Raw genomic sequence first — 17,915 nt, 5'->3', positions numbered from 1 at the left:
GAGGGAGCCACCGATGATTCTGCTCCGTCGCCTGTTGGGTGACGTGCTGCGTCGGCAGCGCCAGCGCCAAGGCCGTACTCTGCGCGAAGTCTCCTCGTCCGCCCGAGTCTCGCTCGGCTATCTCTCCGAGGTGGAGCGGGGGCAGAAGGAGGCTTCCTCCGAACTGCTCTCCGCGATCTGCGACGCGCTGGACGTACGGATGTCCGAGCTCATGCGTGAAGTGAGCGACGAGCTGTCACTGGCCGAACTGGCCGAGTCGGCAGCGGCGAGCGAGCCGGTGCCGACGCCGGTGCGCCCGATGCTCAATTCGGTGTCGGTGACGTCGGTGGGCCGCGTGCCCACCGAGCGGGTGACCATCAAGGCGCCCGCGGAAGCGGTCGACGTGGTCGCCGCCTAGTCGTCGCCGTTCGAAGCGATACGGGTTCAGCCCCGGTCGGCACCCCTGGGTGCCGGCCGGGGCTTTCCGCTGGGGGGCCGCGTCACTTGTCTGAGATGCCGGGTTCCGGTGCCTCGTGCATGGTGGGGGGAACGCACGACTGGGCCGTGTGCGCCGGGTCTGCCTCCGGTGCGCCCTCCCGCAGGGTGATCCTGCCGGTCTAGCGTCGACGGCAGGAGGCGGCCATGGTACGGCGACGGATGCCGCCGGCCACGCTCGCGCTGGTCGCGATCGGGCTGGTGGCCGGAGGGCTCTGGTGGTGGGCGGTGCTGCGCCTGCTCCTGATGCCGGCGGAGGCCGGCACGGTCGAGGGGGCGGTGGCCGCCGGCGGCTGGGGGCTGAGCCTGCTGCCGGTGCACGTGGCCGCCTCGTCGGGACGGCCGGGAGTCCTGGCCCGGCGGATCACCAGGGCATCGCGACGCCGCCGTTGGGGCGCAGGATCTGGCCTGTCGTGAAGGCCGAGGCGTCGGAGGCGAGGTGGAGGACCGCGTGCGCGACGTCCCGGGCCTCCCCGACCCGGCCCAGCGGTGAGTGGCGGATCATCGCGGCCTCCGCCTGCTCCTGCGCGGTCGGCTCGTGCCGGTCGGTCATGGGGGTGCGGATCCAGCCCGGGGCGACCGCGTTGACCCGGATGCCGTGCCGGCCCGCCTCCGTCGCCAGGGTCTTCGTCAGCTGGACGACGGCCGCCTTGGTGACGCTGTAGCAGAGCAGGCCCGGGCTCGCGGTGTCCATCGCGCCCGAGGCCATCGTGACGATCGAGCCCGGGACGCCGGCCGCGATCATCGAGCCGGCCGCCTCCTGGCAGGCGTAGAGCACGCCCTTGAAGTTGACCGCGAGGATCCGGTCGAGGTCCTCCTCGCGCGTCTCCAGGACCGAGCTCGTGTGCATGATCCCCGCCACGGCGGCCATGACGTGCAGGGGGCCCGCCGCGCGGACGGCGGCCGCGAGCGCGGTCCGGTCGGTGACGTCCAGGGCGTGCGCGTGGGCGGTGCCGCCCTCGCGGGAGACCAGGGAGACGGTCTCCCGGAGGCCGGGCTCGTCGCGGTCCGCGCAGTGCACGGTGGCGCCCGCCTGGGCCAGGAGGACGGCGGTGGCGCGGCCGATGCCGCTCGCGGCGCCGGTGACGAAGGCGGTGCGGCCGGTGAGGTCGTAGGCGGGGAGGCGGGGTGGGAGCGCTCCGGGACTCGCGTCGGTCGCCTTGGTGGCGTCGGTCGTCACGGTGGCGTCGGTCGCGTCGGCCGCACGGGTTGCGGTGTCGGTGGCGGCGCCGGTCGCCTCGGTGGCGTCGTCGGTGGGGTCGGTCGGTCCGGTGGCGTCGTCGGTGGGGTCGGTCGGTCCGGTGGCGTCGCCGGTGGGGTCGGTCGGTCCCGTTTCCCCGGGTGCGTGCGGCGTGTGCGGGGTGTGCGCCGTGTCCGTCATGGTCGGACCGTACGACCGTATCTGACGGGGCGTCAATTATCGGGGGCGGTCTCGTTCGACGGGCCCCGCTGGCAGCCGGGGCACCAGTACGTGACCCGGTCGCCGAGTTCCGCCTTGCGGATCGGGCCCCCGCAGCGGAGGCAGGGGTGTCCGGCGCGGCCGTAGACGTGCAGGCGGGTCCCCGGGCGGCGCGTGGTGGTGGTGCGGCGGTCGGGGTGGTCCTTGTTCGCCTCCAGGAGGCGGTGGGCCGTCGCCACCAGCCGGGCCGGGAGGTCGGCCGCGAGGTCGCCGACGGGCAGCCAGGGGGTCACGCCGGCCAGGAAGGCCAGCTCCGACTTGTACACGTTGCCGATCCCCGCCAGGTTCCGCTGGTCCAGCAGGGCCTCGCCGAGCGTGCGTGCGGGGTCCGCCGTCAGCCGGCGGGTCGCCTCCGCGGCGGCAGGGGCGCCCCAGTCGGGTCCGAGCAGGTCCGGCCCCAGATGGCCCACCACGTCCGGCTCGTCCGCGGTGCGGATCAGCTCCAGGACCGGCAGGCGGTAGCCGTACGCGGTCTGCTCGGTGTTCCCGAGGATCGCGCGGATCTGGTGCTCCGGGCCGCCGCGCGGGCGCTCCCCGGTGGCGTACACGCGCCAGGCGCCGTCCATCCGGAGATGGGAGTGGAGGGTGAGGCCGCCCTCGATGCGGGTGAGCAGGTGCTTGCCCCGGGAGGTGACGTCGAGGAGCGTGCGGTCGGTCAGGTCGGCGGTGGCGAAGCGGGGGACCCGGAGGTCCGCGCGCGTCAGTCGGCGGCCGGCCAGCGCGGTGTGGAGGCGGCGGGCGGCCTGCCAGATGGTGTCTCCTTCGGGCACGGTTCCATGATGCCGGGTGATCGGCGTCCCGTACGGGCGCGGCGTCCTCCACCGGCCCGTCTCCCGCTCCGCGTCCCCCGACGCGTCCCGTGTCCTCCGTCCTCCGGGCGGTGCCGGTCAGGCGCGGAGGCGGAGGCCTCTCGGGGTGGCGACGAAGCCCGCCGTCTCCAGCGGGCCGGCCAGGGGCGACGTGAGGGACGTCGCGCCGTTGACGCGCTCCACCGTGACGGTGCCCAGGGTGCCCGACCTCGCGGACGCCGCCAGGGCCTCCGCCGCGGCCCTGAGCGCCGGATCGTCCGGCTCCGTCCGCCAGGACAGGAGGGTCTTGCCGCCCCGCTCCATGTAGAGCGCGAGCTCGCCGTCGACCAGGACCACCAGGGCGCCCGCCTTGCGCCCCGGCTTGTGGCCCGCGCCCGTCGGGGGCTCGGGCCAGGACAGGGCCGCCCCGTAGGCGTTCGCCGGATCCGCAGCCGCGAGGACCAGCGCACGGGGACCCGCCGCGGCCTCCGCGCCGCGGTCCCGGGCCGTCGCGGCGGCCCGGAGCCGGTCCACCGCCCCGTCCATCGCGAACTGGGCCGCTCCGAGGCCCTCGACCACATAGCCGCGCCGGGCCTGCCCGCTGTCCTCGAAGGCCGCCAGGATCCGGTACGTGGCGGAGAAGCCGCCCTCCACCCCCTCGGCCGCCACCGCGCCCCGGGTGACCACACCGTGCCGGTCGAGGAGCGTACGGGCGAGGGCGTGCGCCCGGTGGGTCGGCTCCGGCTCCGGTGGGGGCAGCAGGGACCAGCGGCCGGAGACCGTGGGCGGGCCGGTGCGGGAGGTGGGACGGGCGGACGCGGAGAGCGTGCCGAACCGGCCGCGCGGGACCGTGCGGCGCGCACGGTGGGCGGTGGAGCCGGCCGTGCGGCCCGAGCCGAGGAGCGAGCGCAGCGGGGCCAGGGTGTCGTTGGTCAGCCGGCCCGACCAGGCCAGGTCCCACAGGGCGTCCACCAGCTGCGGATCGGTGGCGTCCGGGTGGGTGGTGGCCCGGATCTGGTCGGCGATCTGCCGGAAGAACAGGCCGTACCCGCCGGAGAGGGTGGTGAGCACCGACTCGTGCAGGGCGGACAGCTCCAGCGGGTGCGGCTGCGGGAGGAGCAGCGGCGCCGCGTCCGCCAGGTAGAGCGAGACCCAGCCGTCCTTGCCGGGCAGCGCCCCGGCCCCCGCCCAGAGCACCTCGCCGGTGGTCGTCAGCTCGTCGAGGAGCCCGGGGGAGTAGTCGCGGACCCGGGACGGCAGGATCAGCTTCTCCAGCGCCGACGCGGGCACCGGCGCCCCCTGGAGCTGCTCGATCGCCCGGGCGAGGCCGTCGATGCCGCGCAGGCTGCTGCTCCCCAGGTGCTGCCACTGCGGCAGGAAGGTGGCGAGCGCCGCGGGCGGCACCGGCTCCAGCTCGTGGCGGAGCGCCGCGAGGGAACGGCGGCGCAGCCGGCGCAGGACGGTGGCGTCGCACCACTCCTGGCCGATGCCGGAGGGGTGGAACTCGCCCTGGACGACGCGGCCGCCGGCGGCGAGCCGCTGGAGGGCGCCGTCGGTGACGGCCGCTCCCAGGCCGAAGCGCGCGGCGGCCTGGGAGGAGGTGAACGGGCCGTGCGTCCGCGCGTAACGGGCGAGGAGGTCGCCCAGCGGGTCCTTCACCGGCTCGGTGAAGGCCTCCGGAACGCCGACGGGCAGGGCGGTGCCGAGGGCGTCGCGGAGCCTGCCCGCGTCCTCGACGGCCGCCCAGTGCTCCCGGCCCCCGATCCGGACCCGGATCGCCCGGCGGGCCGTCTCGAGCCCGGGCGCCCAGTCCGGCTCGGCCCCGCGCCCGGCCAGCTCGTCGTCGGTCAGCGGACCCAGCACCCGCAGCAGGTCCGCGACCCCCTCGGCGTCCTTGACGCGGCGGTCGTCCGTCAGCCACTGGAGCTCCTGCTCCAGCTCCGTCAGGACGTCGGCGTCCAGGAGCTCGCGCAGCTCCGCCTGGCCGAGCAGCTCGGCGAGCAGCCGGGAGTCCAGGGAGAGCGCGGCCGCCCGCCGCTCGGCGAGCGGCGAGTCGCCCTCGTACAGGAACTGCGCCACGTAACCGAAGAGGAGCGAGCGGGCGAACGGGGACGGCTCCGCTGTCGTGACCTCGACCAGGCGGACCCGGCGGGCCTCGATGTCGCCCATCAGCTCCGTCAGACCGGGCAGGTCGAAGACGTCCTGGAGGCATTCGCGGACGGCCTCCAGGACGATCGGGAAGGAGCCGAACTCGCTGGCCACCTGGAGGAGCTGGGCGGCGCGCTGCCGCTGCTGCCAGAGCGGGGTGCGCTTGCCGGGGTTGCGCTTGGGCAGCAGCAGGGCGCGCGCGGCGCACTCGCGGAAGCGGGACGCGAACAGCGCCGAGCCGCCCACCTGGTCGGTGACGATCTGGCCGATCTCGCCCTTGTCGAAGAGGGCGTCGGCCGCGCCGACCGGTGCCTTGTCGGCGTCGAAGGTCGTGTCCAGGTGCCGTCCGGGGTCGACCGGCTCGTGGTCGAGGAGGTCCAGGCCCATGTCCAGGCCCATCAGGTCCGCGTCCGGCAGGCGCAGCACGATGCCGTCGTCCGCGTGCATCACCTGCGCGTCCATGCCGTACCGCTCGGCGAGCCGGGCGCCGAGCGCCAGCGCCCACGGGGCGTGCACCTGCGCGCCGAACGGCGAGTGGATGACCACCCGCCAGTCCCCGAGCTCGTCCCGGAAGCGCTCGACCAGGATCGTCCGGTCGTCGGGCACGTGGCCGCAGGCCTCGCGCTGCTCCTTGAGGTACGCCATGACGTTCTCCGCGGCCCAGGCGTCCAGGCCGGCGGTGAGCAGCCGCAGCCGTGCGTCCTCGTCCGTGAGCGCGCCGACCTCGCGGAGGAAGGCGCCGAGCGCGCGGCCGAGTTCGAGCGGGCGGCCCAGCTGGTCGCCCTTCCAGAACGGCAGCCTGCCGGGCACGCCGGGCGCCGGGGTGACGAGCACCCGGTCCCGGGTGATGTCCTGGATCCGCCAGGAGGTGGTGCCGAGGGTGAACACGTCGCCGACCCGGGACTCGTACACCATCTCCTCGTCGAGCTCCCCGACCCTGCCCCCGCCCTTCTTGGGGTCCGAGCCGACGAGGAACACCCCGAAGAGGCCCCGGTCGGGGATCGTGCCGCCGGAGGTGACGGCGAGCCGCTGCGCTCCCGGCCGGCCCGTGACCGTGCCCGCGACCCGGTCCCAGACCACGCGCGGGCGCAGCTCGGCGAAGGCGTCCGACGGGTAGCGGCCGGCGAGCATGTCGAGCACGCCGGTGAACGCCGACTCGGGCAGTGAGGAGAACGGCGCCGCCCGGCGCACCAGGGCGAGCAGGTCGTCCACCTGCCAGGTGTCGAGCGCCACGATGGCCACGAGCTGCTGGGCGAGGACGTCCAGCGGGTTGGCGGGGATCCGCATCGACTCGATCGCGCCCGTGCGCATCCGCTCGGTCACCACCGCGGCCTGCACCAGGTCGCCGCGGTACTTGGGGAAGACCACGCCCGTCGACACCGCGCCGACCTGGTGGCCGGCGCGGCCCACGCGCTGGAGCCCGGAGGCCACCGACGGCGGCGACTCGACCTGCACCACCAGGTCGACCGCGCCCATGTCGATGCCCAGCTCCAGGCTGGACGTGGCCACGACGGCGGGCAGCCGGCCCGCCTTCAGGTCCTCCTCCACCTGGGCCCGCTGCTCCTTCGACACCGAGCCGTGGTGGGCCCGGGCGAGCAGCGCTGGGGCGCCGCCGGCCGCCCCGGACTGGGCCATGACCTGGGCCGGGGGCGCTCCTTCGGGGAGGGGCTCGCCGGTCTCCCGCTCGTACGCGATCTCGTTGAGCCGGTTGCACAGGCGCTCCGCGAGGCGGCGGGAGTTGGCGAAGACGATCGTGGACCGGTGGGACTGGACCAGGTCGGCGATCCGCTCCTCGACCTGCGGCCAGATCGACGGCTTGTCGCCGCCGTCCTTGCCCTCGGACGCGGGTGAGCCCCCCAGCTCGCCCATGTCCTCGACGGGGACGACGACGGACAGGTCGAACTCCTTGCCCGAGGGAGGCTGCACGATCTCCACGGCGCGGCCCGGCGACAGGTAGCGCGCCACCTCGTCCACCGGGCGGACCGTGGCCGACAGGCCGATCCTGCGCGCGGGGCGGGGGAGCAGCTCGTCGAGGCGCTCCAGGGAGAGCGCGAGGTGCGCGCCCCGCTTGGTGCCCGCGACCGCGTGGACCTCGTCGAGGATGACCGTCTCCACGCCCGCGAGAGCGTCCCGGGTGGCGGAGGTCAGCATCAGGAACAGCGACTCGGGCGTGGTGATCAGGATGTCCGGCGGGCGGGTCGCGAGGGCGCGGCGCTCGGCCGGCGGGGTGTCGCCGGAGCGGATCCCGACCTTGATGTCCGGCTCGGGCTGCCCGAGCCGGACCGACTCCTGCCGGATCCCGGTCAGCGGTGAGCGCAGGTTCCGCTCGACGTCCACGGCCAGGGCCTTGAGCGGCGACACGTACAGCACGCGGCAGCGCTTCTTCGGCTCGGCCGGCGGCGGAGCGGAGGCGAGCCGGTCCAGGGAGGCGAGGAACGCGGCCAGGGTCTTGCCCGAGCCCGTCGGAGCGACCACGAGCACGTCGGAGCCCGCCCCGATGGCCGTCCAGGCGCCCTCCTGCGCCGCCGTGGGCGCCGTGAAGGCCCCGGTGAACCAGCCGCGGGTCGCGGGGGAGAACGAGTCGAGCGCGGACCTCACCATGCCCCCCATCGTGCACCCCGGCACTGACAACCGCCCGGACCTGGGGACATCCGGGCCGGTCTCCCCGGTCCGGCACGGCGACGGTCCCGGTCCCGGCGCAGAATGGAGGCATGGCGAGCGGGGAGCGGGCACGGTACTGGCAGTACTCCGAGCTGCCCGGGGTCGACCTGCTGCACGCCCACTACATCCGGAAGGCCTTCGCCCGGCACACCCACGAGACCTTCGTCTTCGCCGCGATCACCGAGGGTGTCGAGGCCTTCCACTACCGCGACGACCTCGTCCACGCGGGTCCCGGGCAGATCGCCCTGGTGAACCCCGACACCCCGCACACCGGGCACGCGGGCGTGCCCGAGGGCTGGACCTACCGGACGATCTACCCGGACGCCGGGATCGTGCGGTCGATCGCCGCCGACACCCTGGCCCTGCGCGGCTCGGTCGGTTTCTCCACGCCCGTCGTGGACGACCCGGAGGCGGCCCGGCTCGTCGTCGGCGTCCACCGGGCCGCCGAGGAGGGCAACGCGCTCGCGGCCGACAGCCTGCTCCGGCTGGTCACCGCCCGGATGCTGCGCAGCCACGGCGGGATCGTCAGCCCGCTCCCGCCGCGTTCGGCGGGGGCCCGGAACGCGGCACGCGCGCGTGCCGTCCTGGAGGACCGCATGACCGCGCCGCCCACCCTGGAGCGGCTCGCCACGGACCTCGACACCAGCCCCTTCGCCCTCCTGCGCGCCTTCCGGGACGCGTACGGCATGCCCCCGCACACCTGGCTGACCGACGCGCGCGTGCGCCGGGCCCGGCAGCTGCTCGACACGGGGATCCCGCCGGCGGAGGCGGCCGCGGCCGTCGGCTTCACCGACCAGTCGCACCTCAACCGGCACTTCACCCGCAGCGTCGGCGTCCCGCCGGGCGCCTACCAGCGCGCAAGAACGTACAAGACCGGGCCGCGGCGACTCCCGTAGCGTCCCCGACGTGGCAGAACAGACAGCACCTCCCGTCATACGCGACGGCGCACCGGCCAAACCCGACGCCGCGGTCGTCCGCGACGCCCTCGGGGTCGGCGTCGCCGTCGGCCTCTCCGGCTTCGCCTTCGGCGTGACCTCCGCGGGCTCCGGACTCAGCGTCCTGCAGACCTGCGTCCTCAGCCTGCTCGTCTTCACCGGCGCCTCGCAGTTCGCCCTGGTCGGAGCGCTGACCGCGGGCGGCAACCCCTTCACGGCCGCCGCCGGGGCCTTCTTCCTCGGCACCCGGAACGCCTTCTACGGGCTGCGGCTCTCCCAGCTCCTCGCCGTACCGAAGGCCGTGAGGCCGTTCGCCGCGCACTGGGTGATCGACGAGACCACCGCCGTCTCCCTCGCCCAGCCGACCCGCCGGGCCGCCCGCATCGGCTTCACCGTCACCGGGCTCACGCTGTACGTCCTGTGGAACGCCACCACCCTGCTCGGGGCGCTCGGCGCCGAGGCGATCGGCGACACCGCGGCCTGGGGGCTCGACGCGGCGGGACCCGCGGTCTTCCTCGCCCTGCTCGCCCCCATGCTGAAGTCCGCGACCGAGCGGGCCACCGCCGCGATCGCCGTCCTGCTCGGCCTCGGGCTGCTGCCCGTGCTCCCGGCCGGCGTCCCGGTCCTCGCGGCCGCCCTCGCCGCGCCGCTGGTGCTCTGGTTCCAGGGCCGCCGGACGGCCCCCGCCGGACGAGAGAAGGACTCCCGATGAACGTGTGGATCGCGATCGCCCTGACCGCCGCCGGATGCTACCTGGTGAAGCTGGTCGGCCTGCTCGTGCCCGCCGGCGCGCTGGAGCGGCCCCTGGTCCAGCGGCTCGCCGCCCTGCTCCCGGTCGCCCTGCTCGCCGCGCTCACCGCGCAGCAGACCTTCGGCTCGGGCGGTGCCGTCGTCCTGGACGCCCGCGCGGCGGGGCTCGCCGCGGCGGCCGTCGCCCTCGTCCTGCGGGCGCCGTTCCTGGTCGTCGTGGGCGCGGCCGTCGCCGTCACCGCGGGGGTGCGGGCGCTCGGCTGGTGACCCGCGGGCCCGGCCCTCGCGGTCAGTCGATCGGCCGGCCGTGCGCGCGGAGCGTGCGGAGTGCCTCGACGGTGACCATGGGGCGGCACTCCAGGGCCGTGCCGGGGGCCCAGGTGCGCCAGCGGATCGGCCAGCCGCCGTCGTCCTGCTGGTCCGCCGCGAGCCGGTCGAGCGAGCGGGTCATCTCCTCCTCGGTGAACCAGCGGGTCGCCAGCGAGTCCGGCACGCGCGCGTAGTCGTGCGGGAAGTGCAGCTCGCCCGGCGCGTAGCCGTCCGCCACCGGGTACTCCTCCTCCCGGTCCGGGTCCAGGACGGCGAGCCGCTGGTCCCGGACCATCCGGCCGAGCCGGTCGGCGGCGGCCTCCGCACGCGCGCGGTCCGGGGCCCCGTCCAGGAATGCGACGGCCGCCTGCACCTCGTACGGGTGGGACTTCTCCAGCGACTCCACCGCCGACCAGCAGAACTCGGTCGCGCGGAACAGCCACGCGTGCCACACCTGGTTGCGGTGCAGCACCCCGACCACCGGGCCGGTCGCGAGCAGGGCGCTCGGCGGGGAGTCGACGACCGGGACGAACGGCGCGGACGGGTAGGGGCGCTGCGACGGGTGGACGGCCGGGAGGGCGCCCTCGTGGGTCGACACGTCCGTGAGGTAGCGGCAGATCCGCTCCACGCGCAGCCCGCCGCAGCGGCCGATGGAGTCCAGCACGCGCAGCGCGTGCGCGGTGTGCAGGGGCTGGCTGACCGGGCCGCGGAGATCGGGTTCGAGCGCGTGGCCGTAGCCGCCGTCCTCGTTGAGGTACGCGGAGAGGGCCGTCTCCACCTGATCCGCGCCACCGCGCAGGAAGTGGTAGGAGAACCGGCGCTGTTCCAGGACGCGGGCCGTCAGCCAGACGAAGTGCTCGGCACGGGCCAGGGGTGTCGCGGGCGGGGGCGAGAGTGGTTTTTCGGCCATGCTCCGACCGTAGGGCGGAAAGTCGCGGTGACAAGGGCTATGGAGCGGGCTGCACTCTTGGGAGCGTGATACTGGGGTCATGCGGTTGACGATTTTCTGGGAACGGATGGCGGAGCACTTCGGCGCGTCGTACGCCGAGTCCTTCGCGCGGGACCACGTGATGGCCGAACTGGGCGGCCGGACGGTGCACGAGGCGCTGGACTCCGGCTGGGAGACGAAGGACGTGTGGCGGGCCGTCTGCGCGGCCGTCGACATTCCCGCGGACAAGCGCTGACCGGTCGCCGGCAGTCCGGCTGACGGGAGCTGACCGGTCGCCGACCTTCCGGTGGACGAGCGCCGGCCGGTCGCCGATGCGGACCCGGGGGGTCCGGGGTGGAATGTCCGTGCCGTACGCGAGACTGACGGGGTGGCTCCTCCGACTGACGACACCGACGGCTCCGACGCCTCCGACCCGAACGCACCGCAGGACTCGACCCACGGGACCGGACCGGACGCGGCGGGCTCCGCGACCGGCCCGGGCGCCGCGACCGGACCGACGGGCTCGGCCGGGTCCGTCGCCCCGACCGGCTCCGCCGGGGCCGAGGGTTCCGCCGGTCCTGCGGGTCCCGCCGTGTCCACGGCGACGGCCGGCAGAGGCGACGGCGGCGCGGCGCCCGTGCCCGCCGCCCGGGCGGCCCGGATGCCGCGATGGCTGCCGCGCGCGCTCGTCCTGGCCCTCGCGCTCTACTCCGTCTTCCTCCTCGGCAGCTGGGCCTTCCACCAGCTCGTCGGCCTCCTCGTCAACATCCTGCTGGCCTTCTTCCTCGCCCTCGCCATCGAACCGGCGGTGGGGCGGATGGCGGCCCGCGGGATGCGCCGGGGACTCGCCACCTTCCTCGTCTTCTTCGCGGTCCTGATCTTCGGCGTCGGGTTCGTGGTCCTCCTGGGCTCGATGCTCGCCGGCCAGATCGTGGACATGGTCGAGAACTTCCCCGAGTACCTCGACTCGCTCATCAACTGGATCAACCAGAGCTTCCACACCGACCTGTCGCGGGTCGAGGTCCAGGACAGCGTGCTGAGCTCCGACTGGCTGCAGAAGTACGTCCAGAACAGCGCCTCCGGCGTCCTCGACGTCTCCGCCACCGTCCTCGGCGGCCTGTTCCGGCTCCTGACGATCTTCCTGTTCTCGTTCTACTTCGCGGCCGACGGACCCCGGCTGCGCCGCGCGCTCTGCTCGGTCCTGCCGCCCGCCCGGCAGACGGAGGTGCTGCGGGCCTGGGAGATCGCGGTCGACAAGACCGGCGGCTACCTCTACTCCCGCGGGCTCATGGCCCTGATCTCCGGCATCGCGCACTTCGTGCTCTTCGAGATCCTCGACGTGCCGTACGCGCCCGCGCTCGCGGTCTGGGTCGGTCTGGTCTCGCAGTTCATCCCGACCATCGGCACCTATCTGGCCGGCGCGCTGCCGATGCTGATCGCCTTCACCGTGAACCCCTGGTACGCGCTGTGGGTGCTCGGCTTCGTGGTCGTCTACCAGCAGTTCGAGAACTACATGCTCCAGCCGAAGCTCACGTCGAAGACGGTGGACATCCACCCGGCGGTGGCCTTCGGCTCGGTCATCGCGGGCACCGCGCTGCTCGGCGCCGTCGGCGCCCTCATCGCCATCCCGGCCGTCGCCACGCTCCAGGCCTTCCTCGGCGCCTACGTGAAGCGTTACGACGTGACGGACGATCCGCGCGTCCACGGCCACCGGCGGTACGGGGAGGCAGTGGTCGCGCGCCTGCAGAAGGCCCTGCACCACAAGAAGGAGACCGGGCAGGGTGAGCCGCCGGAGGACTCGGGGGGAACGTCGCCGGGATCGGACGGGCCGCCGTCGGGGTCGGACCGGCCGTAGCAGGGATCTGGCGGGAGGCCTCCCCTCAGAGGTACGACGGCCCGGTGACCCGGTGCCGGAAGGTGTGCCAGATCCACCCCTGGACGGCCACCAGCAGCGGCGTGACGACCAGCAGGGCGGGCACGAGGAGACCGAGCGTGCCGAGCGCCGCCGCCCGCCCGGCCAGCGGCAGCGCCGTGCCCGCCCAGAGCGGCAGCCCGCCCATCAGGACCGCGGTCAGGGCGAAGGACTGCCAGGGGCGCCCGGAGCGCCCGACGAGCCCGCGGGCGCGCTCGTACGGCAGTCCCGTGAGGCGCAGCGTCGCGAAACCGAGCCCGTGCGCCGCGAACACCGCGGCCACCGCGAGCGCGGTGAGGACGGCCGCGGCCCCGGTCGCCGGTGCGTACGGCCGCCCGGTGAGCAGGGCGGCGAGCAGCCAGCCCCAGGACAGCGCGACGCCCCAGCTCCCGCAGGCCACCGCGGCGTCACAGGCCGCGCGCCCACGGGGGCCGGGAACCCGGCCGCGGGACCACAGGCCCGCGTCCCGGAGGATCCAGCCGGTCAGCAGGCCCACGAGAACCGGGTACTGACCGCTGAGGAGCTCGCCTTCGAGGGCGGGGAAGCAGCCGACGAGGACACCGGCGGTGGCCACCAGCCAGACCTCGTTGCCCAGGAAGAACGGGGCGATCGAGGCCAGGACGAGCCGCCGCTCGCGGTCGTTGCGGCCGAGCCAGGGCATGAGCATCCCGGTGCCGAGGTCCGCCCCGGCGAGGACGGACCAGCCCGTCGCGAAGAAGGCGAGCAGGGCGATGGCCAGGGTCTCCACGGGGGCACCTCGGGCTTTCCTGGGCGGGCGGGGGATGAGGGGACGAAGGAGTGGGGGCGCACGGGCAGGCCGGGCGGATCGGCGGGCGTCCTGCCCGGCGGCTGCCCGCGGTGTCCGGGGGCAGCCCGGGTGTTGCCCGGGGCCAGCCGGGGCTCAGTAGTGGGGGGCCGGGAGGGCGTCGGCCGGGTCGGGTGCTCCGCCGCCGCCCTGCCCGCCTCCGCCGTGGGTGCCGCCGTCGCCCGGGGGCCCGTCCCCGCTGCCGCCGGTGGTCGGCCGCTCGTCGTGGCCGAGGCCGGCCTCGACCGGGCCCCGGCGGGCGTGCCGGGTGAGGAGCCAGGCGTTGAGGGCCGCCAGGAGGACGAAGACCGTCGTGAAGGCCACCAGCGAGAGCCGCATGGTGCCGGGCGACAGGTCGGAGACCGCGTCCTCCGTCCTGAGCAGGCCGTACACCACCCAGGGCTGCCGCCCGGACTCCCGGAAGACCCAGCCGCTGATCATCGCGATGTACGGCAGGGGGACGGCCGCCATCAGGAGGACATGCCACGGGCGGAACCGGAAGACGGCCTTCCTGAAGGCGGCCAGGACCACCCCGGCGAAGCACAGGTACATCATCAGCGCGAAGCAGATCAGCATCACCAGCGCCCCGCCCCGGGTCCAGGCCTCGGAGGGCACGTAGTCGCCGGGCCCGAAACGTTCCGTCAGTTCCGCCTGGACCCGCGCGACCTCCGCCGACTTCCCCCGGAACACGGCCGACTTCATCGGCTGGAAGGCGTCGAGGACGGCGAGCTGCACCCCGCCGAAGACGGCGGTCACCATCAGCGCGGGTGCCGACAGGAACACGCCGATCCGCAGGCTCCGGCCGAAGAACTCCCACTCCGGGCTGCGCCGGAACAGGTGGTAGGCGCTCACCCCCGCCATGAAGAACCCCGCCGTGAGCAGCGCGCCCGCCACGACGTGGCCGAAGGCCAGCAGCGCCGAGGGGTTGGTGAGGACCGCGACCGGGTCGTCGAGGACCAGTTCGCCGTGCTCGGAGCGGTGGCCGACGGGGTGGTTGAGGAAGCCGTTGGAGACCAGGATCCAGTACGCCGAGACGTAGGCGGTCAGGACGACGACCCAGATCGCGGCCAGGTGGGCCCAGCGGTTGAGCCGGTTCCAGCCGAAGATCCACAGGCCGAGGAAGGTCGACTCGACGAAGAACGCCACGATCGTCTCGACGGCGAGCGAGGCCCCGAGGATGTTCCCCGCCTCGTGGGTGAGCCCGCTCCACGCCATGCCGAACTGGAACTCCATCACCAGACCGGTGACGATGCCGACCGCGTAGTTGATCACGTACAGCGGGCCCCAGAACCGCACCATGCGCGCGTCCAGCGGCGTGCGGCTGAACGTGGCCCGTGTCTGGAGCACGGCGACCACGGTCGCGAGCCCCAGGGTGAGGGCGACGAACAGGAAGTGGCCGCCCGCGGTGAGGGCGAACTGCAACCGCGCGAGATCGAGTACGTCCTGGTTCACCCGATCAGCGTCGGCGTACGACCAGGGGCGCTGCGTCACCCCCGGGTGGACAGTGGCCGTACCCCTGAGGTTGTGCCCGGGCACGCGCGCGTACCCCGTGAGTTGCGCCGGGAGGCCCGCCGCGCCCCGGGCGTGCCCGCCGACCGGCTCCGGGTCAGGCCAGCCAGCCCGGCGTGATCATCCCCGACTCGTACGCCAGGATCACCAGCTGCGCCCGGTCCCGTACCGCCAGTTTCGTCATGATCCGGCTGACGTGGGTCTTGGCGGTCGCGGGGGACAGCACGAGCCGTCCGGCGATCTCGTCGTTGGAGAGCCCGGCGCCCACCAGGCCGAGGACCTCGCGCTCCCGTTCGGTGAGGGCGTTGAGCCGGGGGCTCGGATCGGGCTGCCGGTCGGCCCGGCCGGCGAACTCGGCGATCAGACGGCGGGTCACGGCCGGCGCGATCAGTGCGTCCCCGCGTGCCACCACCCTGACCGCGTGGAGCAGTTCCATCGGCTCGGTGTCCTTCACCAGGAACCCCGACGCGCCCGCGCGCAGCGCCCCGTACACGTGGTCGTCCGCGTCGAAGGTGGTCAGGATGACCACCCGCACCCCTTCGAGCCGCTCGTCTGCGGTGATGCGACGGGTGGCCTCCAGGCCGTCGAGGACCGGCATGCGGATGTCCATGAGGACCACGTCCGGCCGCAGTTCGCGGGCGAGCGCGATGGCCTGCTCGCCGTCGCCGGCCTCTCCGACGACCTCCAGGTCCTCCTCGTCGGACAGGATCGACCGGAAGCCGGCCCGGACCAGGGTCTGGTCGTCGGCGAGCACGACACGGATCATCGGGGGTCCCTCTCGGCCGCGTCGCTCGGGGACGCGGCGGGCTCGGCCGCGTCGCCTTCGGACGCGGTGGGGTCGGTGGTGCCGCGTTCGTGCACGGCGGGGTCGGTGGTGCCGTGCACGCGGACGGCGGCGGGAGCAGCGACCTCGCGCGCGCCGGGGGAGGGCGGTGCGGTCGCCGCGGGGCGGTCGGGGAACGGCAGCCGGGCGTCGACCAGGAAGCCGCCGTCCTCGCCGTTCCCGGCGGTCAGCTCTCCGCCCAGCGCGCGGGCCCGCTCGGCCATGCCCCGGACCCCGCTGCCGAGGGGCCGGTCCTCCGGTGCGCCCCCGCCGTCGTCCGCGATCCGCAGCCGCACCGCGCCCGCCTCCCAGTCGAGGATGATGCGGACGGTCCTCGCGCCCGCGTGGCGGGTGACGTTCGTCAGCGACTCCTGCACGATCCGGTACGCGGCCAGGTCGACGGGCGGCGGAAGGGACGCCGCGGTGCCCGTGGTCTCCGTACGGACGTCGAGACCGGCACTGCGCGCGCGTGCGGCGAGGTCGCCGAGGAGCGCGAGCCCCGAGGAGGACGGGGTGGTCGGCGTCGGTTCGCCGGCCCGGCGGAGCACCCCGAGCGTCGCCCGCAGCTCCCGCAGCGCGTCCTTGCTCGTGGACCTGACCGCCTGGAGGGCCTCGGTGGCGGTGGCGAGTCCGGCCTCCGGCGCGGGCCCCTTGCCGAGGCGGTGGAGCGCGGCGCCCGACTGGACGTTGATCAGCGAGATGCTGTGGCCGAGCACGTCGTGCACCTCCCGGGCGATCCGCAGCCGCTCCTCGGTGGCGCTCTGCCGGGCCCGCGCCTCCTGCTCCCGTTCGGCGGCCAGCGCCCGCTGCTCCACCTCGTGCAGATAGGCGGACCGGGTGCGCTGGGCCCGCCCCACCGCCACCAGGCTGATCAGCCAGCCGGCCAGCATGACCAGGGAGGTGTCGTCGATCTGCCGGTGCCCGGGCTGCTGCCGGATCTCGCCGAGACCGACCGCGAGGAGCGTCACGGCGGCCAGTGCGACGGCGGCGGCGAAGCGTCCCTCGGCGGCCGTCGTGTACAGGGCCAGCGCGAAGGCGATCATCAGCGGGCCGTCCTGCGCGGACAGCGGGTAGTAGACGACGCAGGCGAGCAGCGTGACCACGGAGACGGCGACGGGCTGCCGCCGCCGGACGTACAGGGCCCCGCAGCCGACCATGATCAGCGCCCAGCCGAGCGCCGTCCGGACGGGGGGCTCGCTCGCGGAGCGCGCGGAGACGAGCGTCCAGACGGCGACGACGAGCAGGACGGCACCCGCCACGGCCGCGTCGGTGGCCCGTGGCGCACAGCGCCCGCCGGCCGGGGAACGGTGGGGGAGGGGCATGCGTCGAAGGATAGGCGGGGGCGGTTCGCGGCGGCGGGCCGCGTCGGGTCGGGGGCGTCGGGGGGCTTCGATGATGTTCGGGTACGCGGACGAGTGGTGGGCGCTGCTGTTCGTGCCCGTGATCCTGTGGGTGCCGTTCGGGCCCTTCCTGATGGGCGCCGTGGGCGTGTGGTGCGCCCGGCGGCCCGGGCGGTGGCCGCGGCTCTGGTCCGTGCTGCTGCCCCTGGTGCCCGTGGCGGTCTCGGCGACCGCGGTCGTGCTGCCCGTGGACGGCTGGGACGACCCCCGCCACACGGAGGACGTGCTCGGGTACGTCCTCGTCTACGTCCTGGGCCTCACGGTGCTGCCCTGGGTGCTGGGGTACGCGATCACCCGGGTGGTACGAGCGGTCCGGGCGCGTCGGGAACGGGGGCGTACGGACTCCCAGGGGGGTGCCGTGCCGACCGGGCCGGGCCCCGCGGGGCCTGATCGGCGGGACCCTCCCTAGGCGGGCGGGTCCCCCGCGGGCGCGGTCGCGGCGGGGGCGGTTGCGGCGGGCGCGGGCGCGGGCGCGCCGCCCGGCCGCGCCGCCGCGACGCGCGGTGTCGCCTCCTCCTGCCGGGCCGCCTCGTCGGCGGTGGAGGCGGACGCGAAGGTGAACGCGCGCGGGGACGGGCCGTTCGTCCGCAGGTCCGCCAGTCGCTCCAGGGCCTCCTCGACGGTCGGGAGGTGCCCGGCGGGAACCCACCACAGCACCATGTGCGCCTCGACGTGCCGGGCGAACCACTCGCGCCGCCGCCGCATCGCCTCCAGGTGCCCGCTGCGGTAGGCGAAGTCCCACAGCGCCTCCCGGCTCTCCCAGACCGACAGGTTGACGATGACGTCCTCGCCCGCCGGACGCAGGTCGGTGGCGTCCGGCGCGCCCTCGCCGACCAGCCGCCACACGAAGCCGGGTGCGGCGTCGGCGGCCGCGTTGACCGGGTCGAGCAGCTCGACGAACGGTGCCACGCGCGGGTCGTCGAGGGGGTGGAGGAGCGTGGCGAGGTTCAGCTGGGCGAGATGGACGGCGGCGTGCGGGGGTGCGGTCATGGCCTCATCCCAGCACGGCGTCGT

Annotated in this window: 17 protein-coding genes; 8 read left to right on the top strand and 9 right to left on the bottom strand. The window is 74.9% G+C overall.

What is annotated here, in order from left to right; genetic code table 11:
* Positions 1-13: 13 nt before the first annotated feature.
* Both ACY0MR_RS10450 and ACY0MR_RS10445 read left to right on the top strand, forming a co-directional pair.
* Positions 14-397, top strand: coding sequence for a helix-turn-helix domain-containing protein (locus tag ACY0MR_RS10450; RefSeq protein WP_030326330.1), 384 nt, complete (start codon positions 14-16; stop codon positions 395-397).
* Between the two features lie 224 nt (positions 398-621).
* Positions 622-891 (top strand): hypothetical protein, encoded by a 270-nt coding sequence (locus ACY0MR_RS10445; protein WP_187284124.1) that lies wholly within the window; start codon positions 622-624, stop codon positions 889-891.
* Here ACY0MR_RS10445 and ACY0MR_RS10440 read toward each other — a convergent pair.
* From ACY0MR_RS10440 to ACY0MR_RS10430, 3 genes are all read right to left on the bottom strand, one after another.
* Positions 839-1,654 (bottom strand): SDR family NAD(P)-dependent oxidoreductase, encoded by an 816-nt coding sequence (locus tag ACY0MR_RS10440; RefSeq protein WP_473561761.1) that lies wholly within the window; start codon positions 1,652-1,654, stop codon positions 839-841. The two genes, ACY0MR_RS10445 and ACY0MR_RS10440, sit on opposite strands and share 53 nt — an antisense overlap.
* 233 nt (positions 1,655-1,887) lie before the next feature.
* Positions 1,888-2,703, bottom strand: coding sequence for a DNA-formamidopyrimidine glycosylase family protein (locus ACY0MR_RS10435; protein WP_473560453.1), 816 nt, complete (start codon positions 2,701-2,703; stop codon positions 1,888-1,890).
* A 117-nt stretch (positions 2,704-2,820) separates the two neighbouring features.
* Complete coding sequence (locus ACY0MR_RS10430; protein ID WP_473560451.1) at positions 2,821-7,470, bottom strand: Lhr family ATP-dependent helicase; 4,650 nt, start codon at positions 7,468-7,470, stop codon at positions 2,821-2,823.
* A gap of 110 nt (positions 7,471-7,580) precedes the next feature.
* On the opposite strand from ACY0MR_RS10430, the gene ACY0MR_RS10425 reads away from it, so the two are divergent.
* From ACY0MR_RS10425 to ACY0MR_RS10415, 3 genes are read left to right on the top strand one after another with little or no spacing between them, the layout of a single operon-like run.
* Positions 7,581-8,426, top strand: coding sequence for an AraC family transcriptional regulator (locus ACY0MR_RS10425; protein ID WP_473560450.1), 846 nt, complete (start codon positions 7,581-7,583; stop codon positions 8,424-8,426).
* A gap of 10 nt (positions 8,427-8,436) precedes the next feature.
* Complete coding sequence (locus ACY0MR_RS10420; RefSeq protein ID WP_392865165.1) at positions 8,437-9,177, top strand: AzlC family ABC transporter permease; 741 nt, start codon at positions 8,437-8,439, stop codon at positions 9,175-9,177.
* The gene (locus ACY0MR_RS10415) at positions 9,174-9,482 is read left to right on the top strand and encodes an AzlD domain-containing protein (protein WP_388806938.1); all 309 of its coding nucleotides are present in this window, start codon (positions 9,174-9,176) and stop codon (positions 9,480-9,482) included. Before ACY0MR_RS10420 ends, ACY0MR_RS10415 begins: the two co-directional genes overlap by 4 nt.
* A gap of 22 nt (positions 9,483-9,504) precedes the next feature.
* Here the strand turns inward: ACY0MR_RS10415 and ACY0MR_RS10410 are convergent, their stop codons facing one another.
* A complete protein-coding gene (locus ACY0MR_RS10410) occupies positions 9,505-10,434 on the bottom strand; it encodes a hypothetical protein (RefSeq protein ID WP_388806936.1) in 930 nt (309 codons plus the stop codon).
* Between the two features lie 79 nt (positions 10,435-10,513).
* On the opposite strand from ACY0MR_RS10410, the gene ACY0MR_RS10405 reads away from it, so the two are divergent.
* Positions 10,514-10,708 carry a DUF3046 domain-containing protein gene (locus tag ACY0MR_RS10405; protein WP_361859889.1) on the top strand — a complete coding sequence of 65 codons (195 nt, stop codon included), beginning with the start codon at positions 10,514-10,516 and terminating at the stop codon, positions 10,706-10,708.
* Between the two features lie 405 nt (positions 10,709-11,113).
* Positions 11,114-12,307 (top strand): AI-2E family transporter, encoded by a 1,194-nt coding sequence (locus ACY0MR_RS10400; RefSeq protein ID WP_404082249.1) that lies wholly within the window; start codon positions 11,114-11,116, stop codon positions 12,305-12,307.
* Positions 12,308-12,332: 25 nt separating this feature from the next.
* Here ACY0MR_RS10400 and ACY0MR_RS10395 read toward each other — a convergent pair whose 3' ends face one another.
* The 4 genes from ACY0MR_RS10395 to ACY0MR_RS10380 all read right to left on the bottom strand — a co-directional run bounded on the left by ACY0MR_RS10395 (position 12,333) and on the right by ACY0MR_RS10380 (position 16,823).
* Complete coding sequence (locus ACY0MR_RS10395) at positions 12,333-13,112, bottom strand: cytochrome d ubiquinol oxidase subunit II (protein WP_473560446.1); 780 nt, start codon at positions 13,110-13,112, stop codon at positions 12,333-12,335.
* A gap of 153 nt (positions 13,113-13,265) precedes the next feature.
* Entirely contained in the window at positions 13,266-14,621 is a 1,356-nt protein-coding gene (locus tag ACY0MR_RS10390; RefSeq protein ID WP_473560444.1) for a cytochrome ubiquinol oxidase subunit I, read from the bottom strand.
* A 154-nt stretch (positions 14,622-14,775) separates the two neighbouring features.
* A complete protein-coding gene (locus tag ACY0MR_RS10385) occupies positions 14,776-15,444 on the bottom strand; it encodes a response regulator transcription factor (protein ID WP_361859880.1) in 669 nt (222 codons plus the stop codon).
* On the bottom strand, positions 15,441-16,823 hold the full coding sequence (locus ACY0MR_RS10380; RefSeq protein WP_473560441.1) for a sensor histidine kinase: 1,383 nt from the start codon (positions 16,821-16,823) through the stop codon (positions 15,441-15,443). Before ACY0MR_RS10380 ends, ACY0MR_RS10385 begins: the two co-directional genes overlap by 4 nt.
* A gap of 70 nt (positions 16,824-16,893) precedes the next feature.
* Between ACY0MR_RS10380 and ACY0MR_RS10375 the strand changes: the two genes are divergently transcribed.
* Positions 16,894-17,310 (top strand): hypothetical protein, encoded by a 417-nt coding sequence (locus ACY0MR_RS10375; RefSeq protein ID WP_388806928.1) that lies wholly within the window; start codon positions 16,894-16,896, stop codon positions 17,308-17,310.
* Here the strand turns inward: ACY0MR_RS10375 and ACY0MR_RS10370 are convergent.
* Positions 17,307-17,891: a DUF3291 domain-containing protein gene (locus tag ACY0MR_RS10370; protein WP_473560439.1), complete on the bottom strand. Its 585-nt coding sequence runs from the start codon at positions 17,889-17,891 to the stop codon at positions 17,307-17,309. The genes ACY0MR_RS10375 and ACY0MR_RS10370 overlap by 4 nt on opposite strands.
* Positions 17,892-17,915 lie beyond the last annotated feature (24 nt).

Source organism: Streptomyces sp. JN8 (genome assembly GCF_055808075.1).
This window is presented reverse-complemented; position numbering and strand designations above follow the sequence as displayed.

Bases quoted from the DNA above. Each gene is read 5' to 3' on its own strand.
- ACY0MR_RS10450 (WP_030326330.1), top strand. From the start codon at position 14: ATGATTCTGCTCCGTCGCCTGTTGGGTGACGTGCTGCGTCGGCAGCGC.
- ACY0MR_RS10445 (WP_187284124.1), top strand. From the start codon at position 622: ATGGTACGGCGACGGATGCCGCCGGCCACGCTCGCGCTGGTCGCGATC.
- ACY0MR_RS10430 (WP_473560451.1), bottom strand. From the start codon at position 7,470: ATGGTGAGGTCCGCGCTCGACTCGTTCTCCCCCGCGACCCGCGGCTGG.
- ACY0MR_RS10425 (WP_473560450.1), top strand. From the start codon at position 7,581: ATGGCGAGCGGGGAGCGGGCACGGTACTGGCAGTACTCCGAGCTGCCC.
- ACY0MR_RS10415 (WP_388806938.1), top strand. From the start codon at position 9,174: ATGAACGTGTGGATCGCGATCGCCCTGACCGCCGCCGGATGCTACCTG.
- ACY0MR_RS10410 (WP_388806936.1), bottom strand. From the start codon at position 10,434: ATGGCCGAAAAACCACTCTCGCCCCCGCCCGCGACACCCCTGGCCCGT.
- ACY0MR_RS10405 (WP_361859889.1), top strand. From the start codon at position 10,514: ATGCGGTTGACGATTTTCTGGGAACGGATGGCGGAGCACTTCGGCGCG.
- ACY0MR_RS10400 (WP_404082249.1), top strand. From the start codon at position 11,114: ATGCCGCGATGGCTGCCGCGCGCGCTCGTCCTGGCCCTCGCGCTCTAC.
- ACY0MR_RS10385 (WP_361859880.1), bottom strand. From the start codon at position 15,444: ATGATCCGTGTCGTGCTCGCCGACGACCAGACCCTGGTCCGGGCCGGC.
- ACY0MR_RS10380 (WP_473560441.1), bottom strand. From the start codon at position 16,823: ATGCCCCTCCCCCACCGTTCCCCGGCCGGCGGGCGCTGTGCGCCACGG.
- ACY0MR_RS10375 (WP_388806928.1), top strand. From the start codon at position 16,894: ATGATGTTCGGGTACGCGGACGAGTGGTGGGCGCTGCTGTTCGTGCCC.
- ACY0MR_RS10370 (WP_473560439.1), bottom strand. From the start codon at position 17,891: ATGACCGCACCCCCGCACGCCGCCGTCCATCTCGCCCAGCTGAACCTC.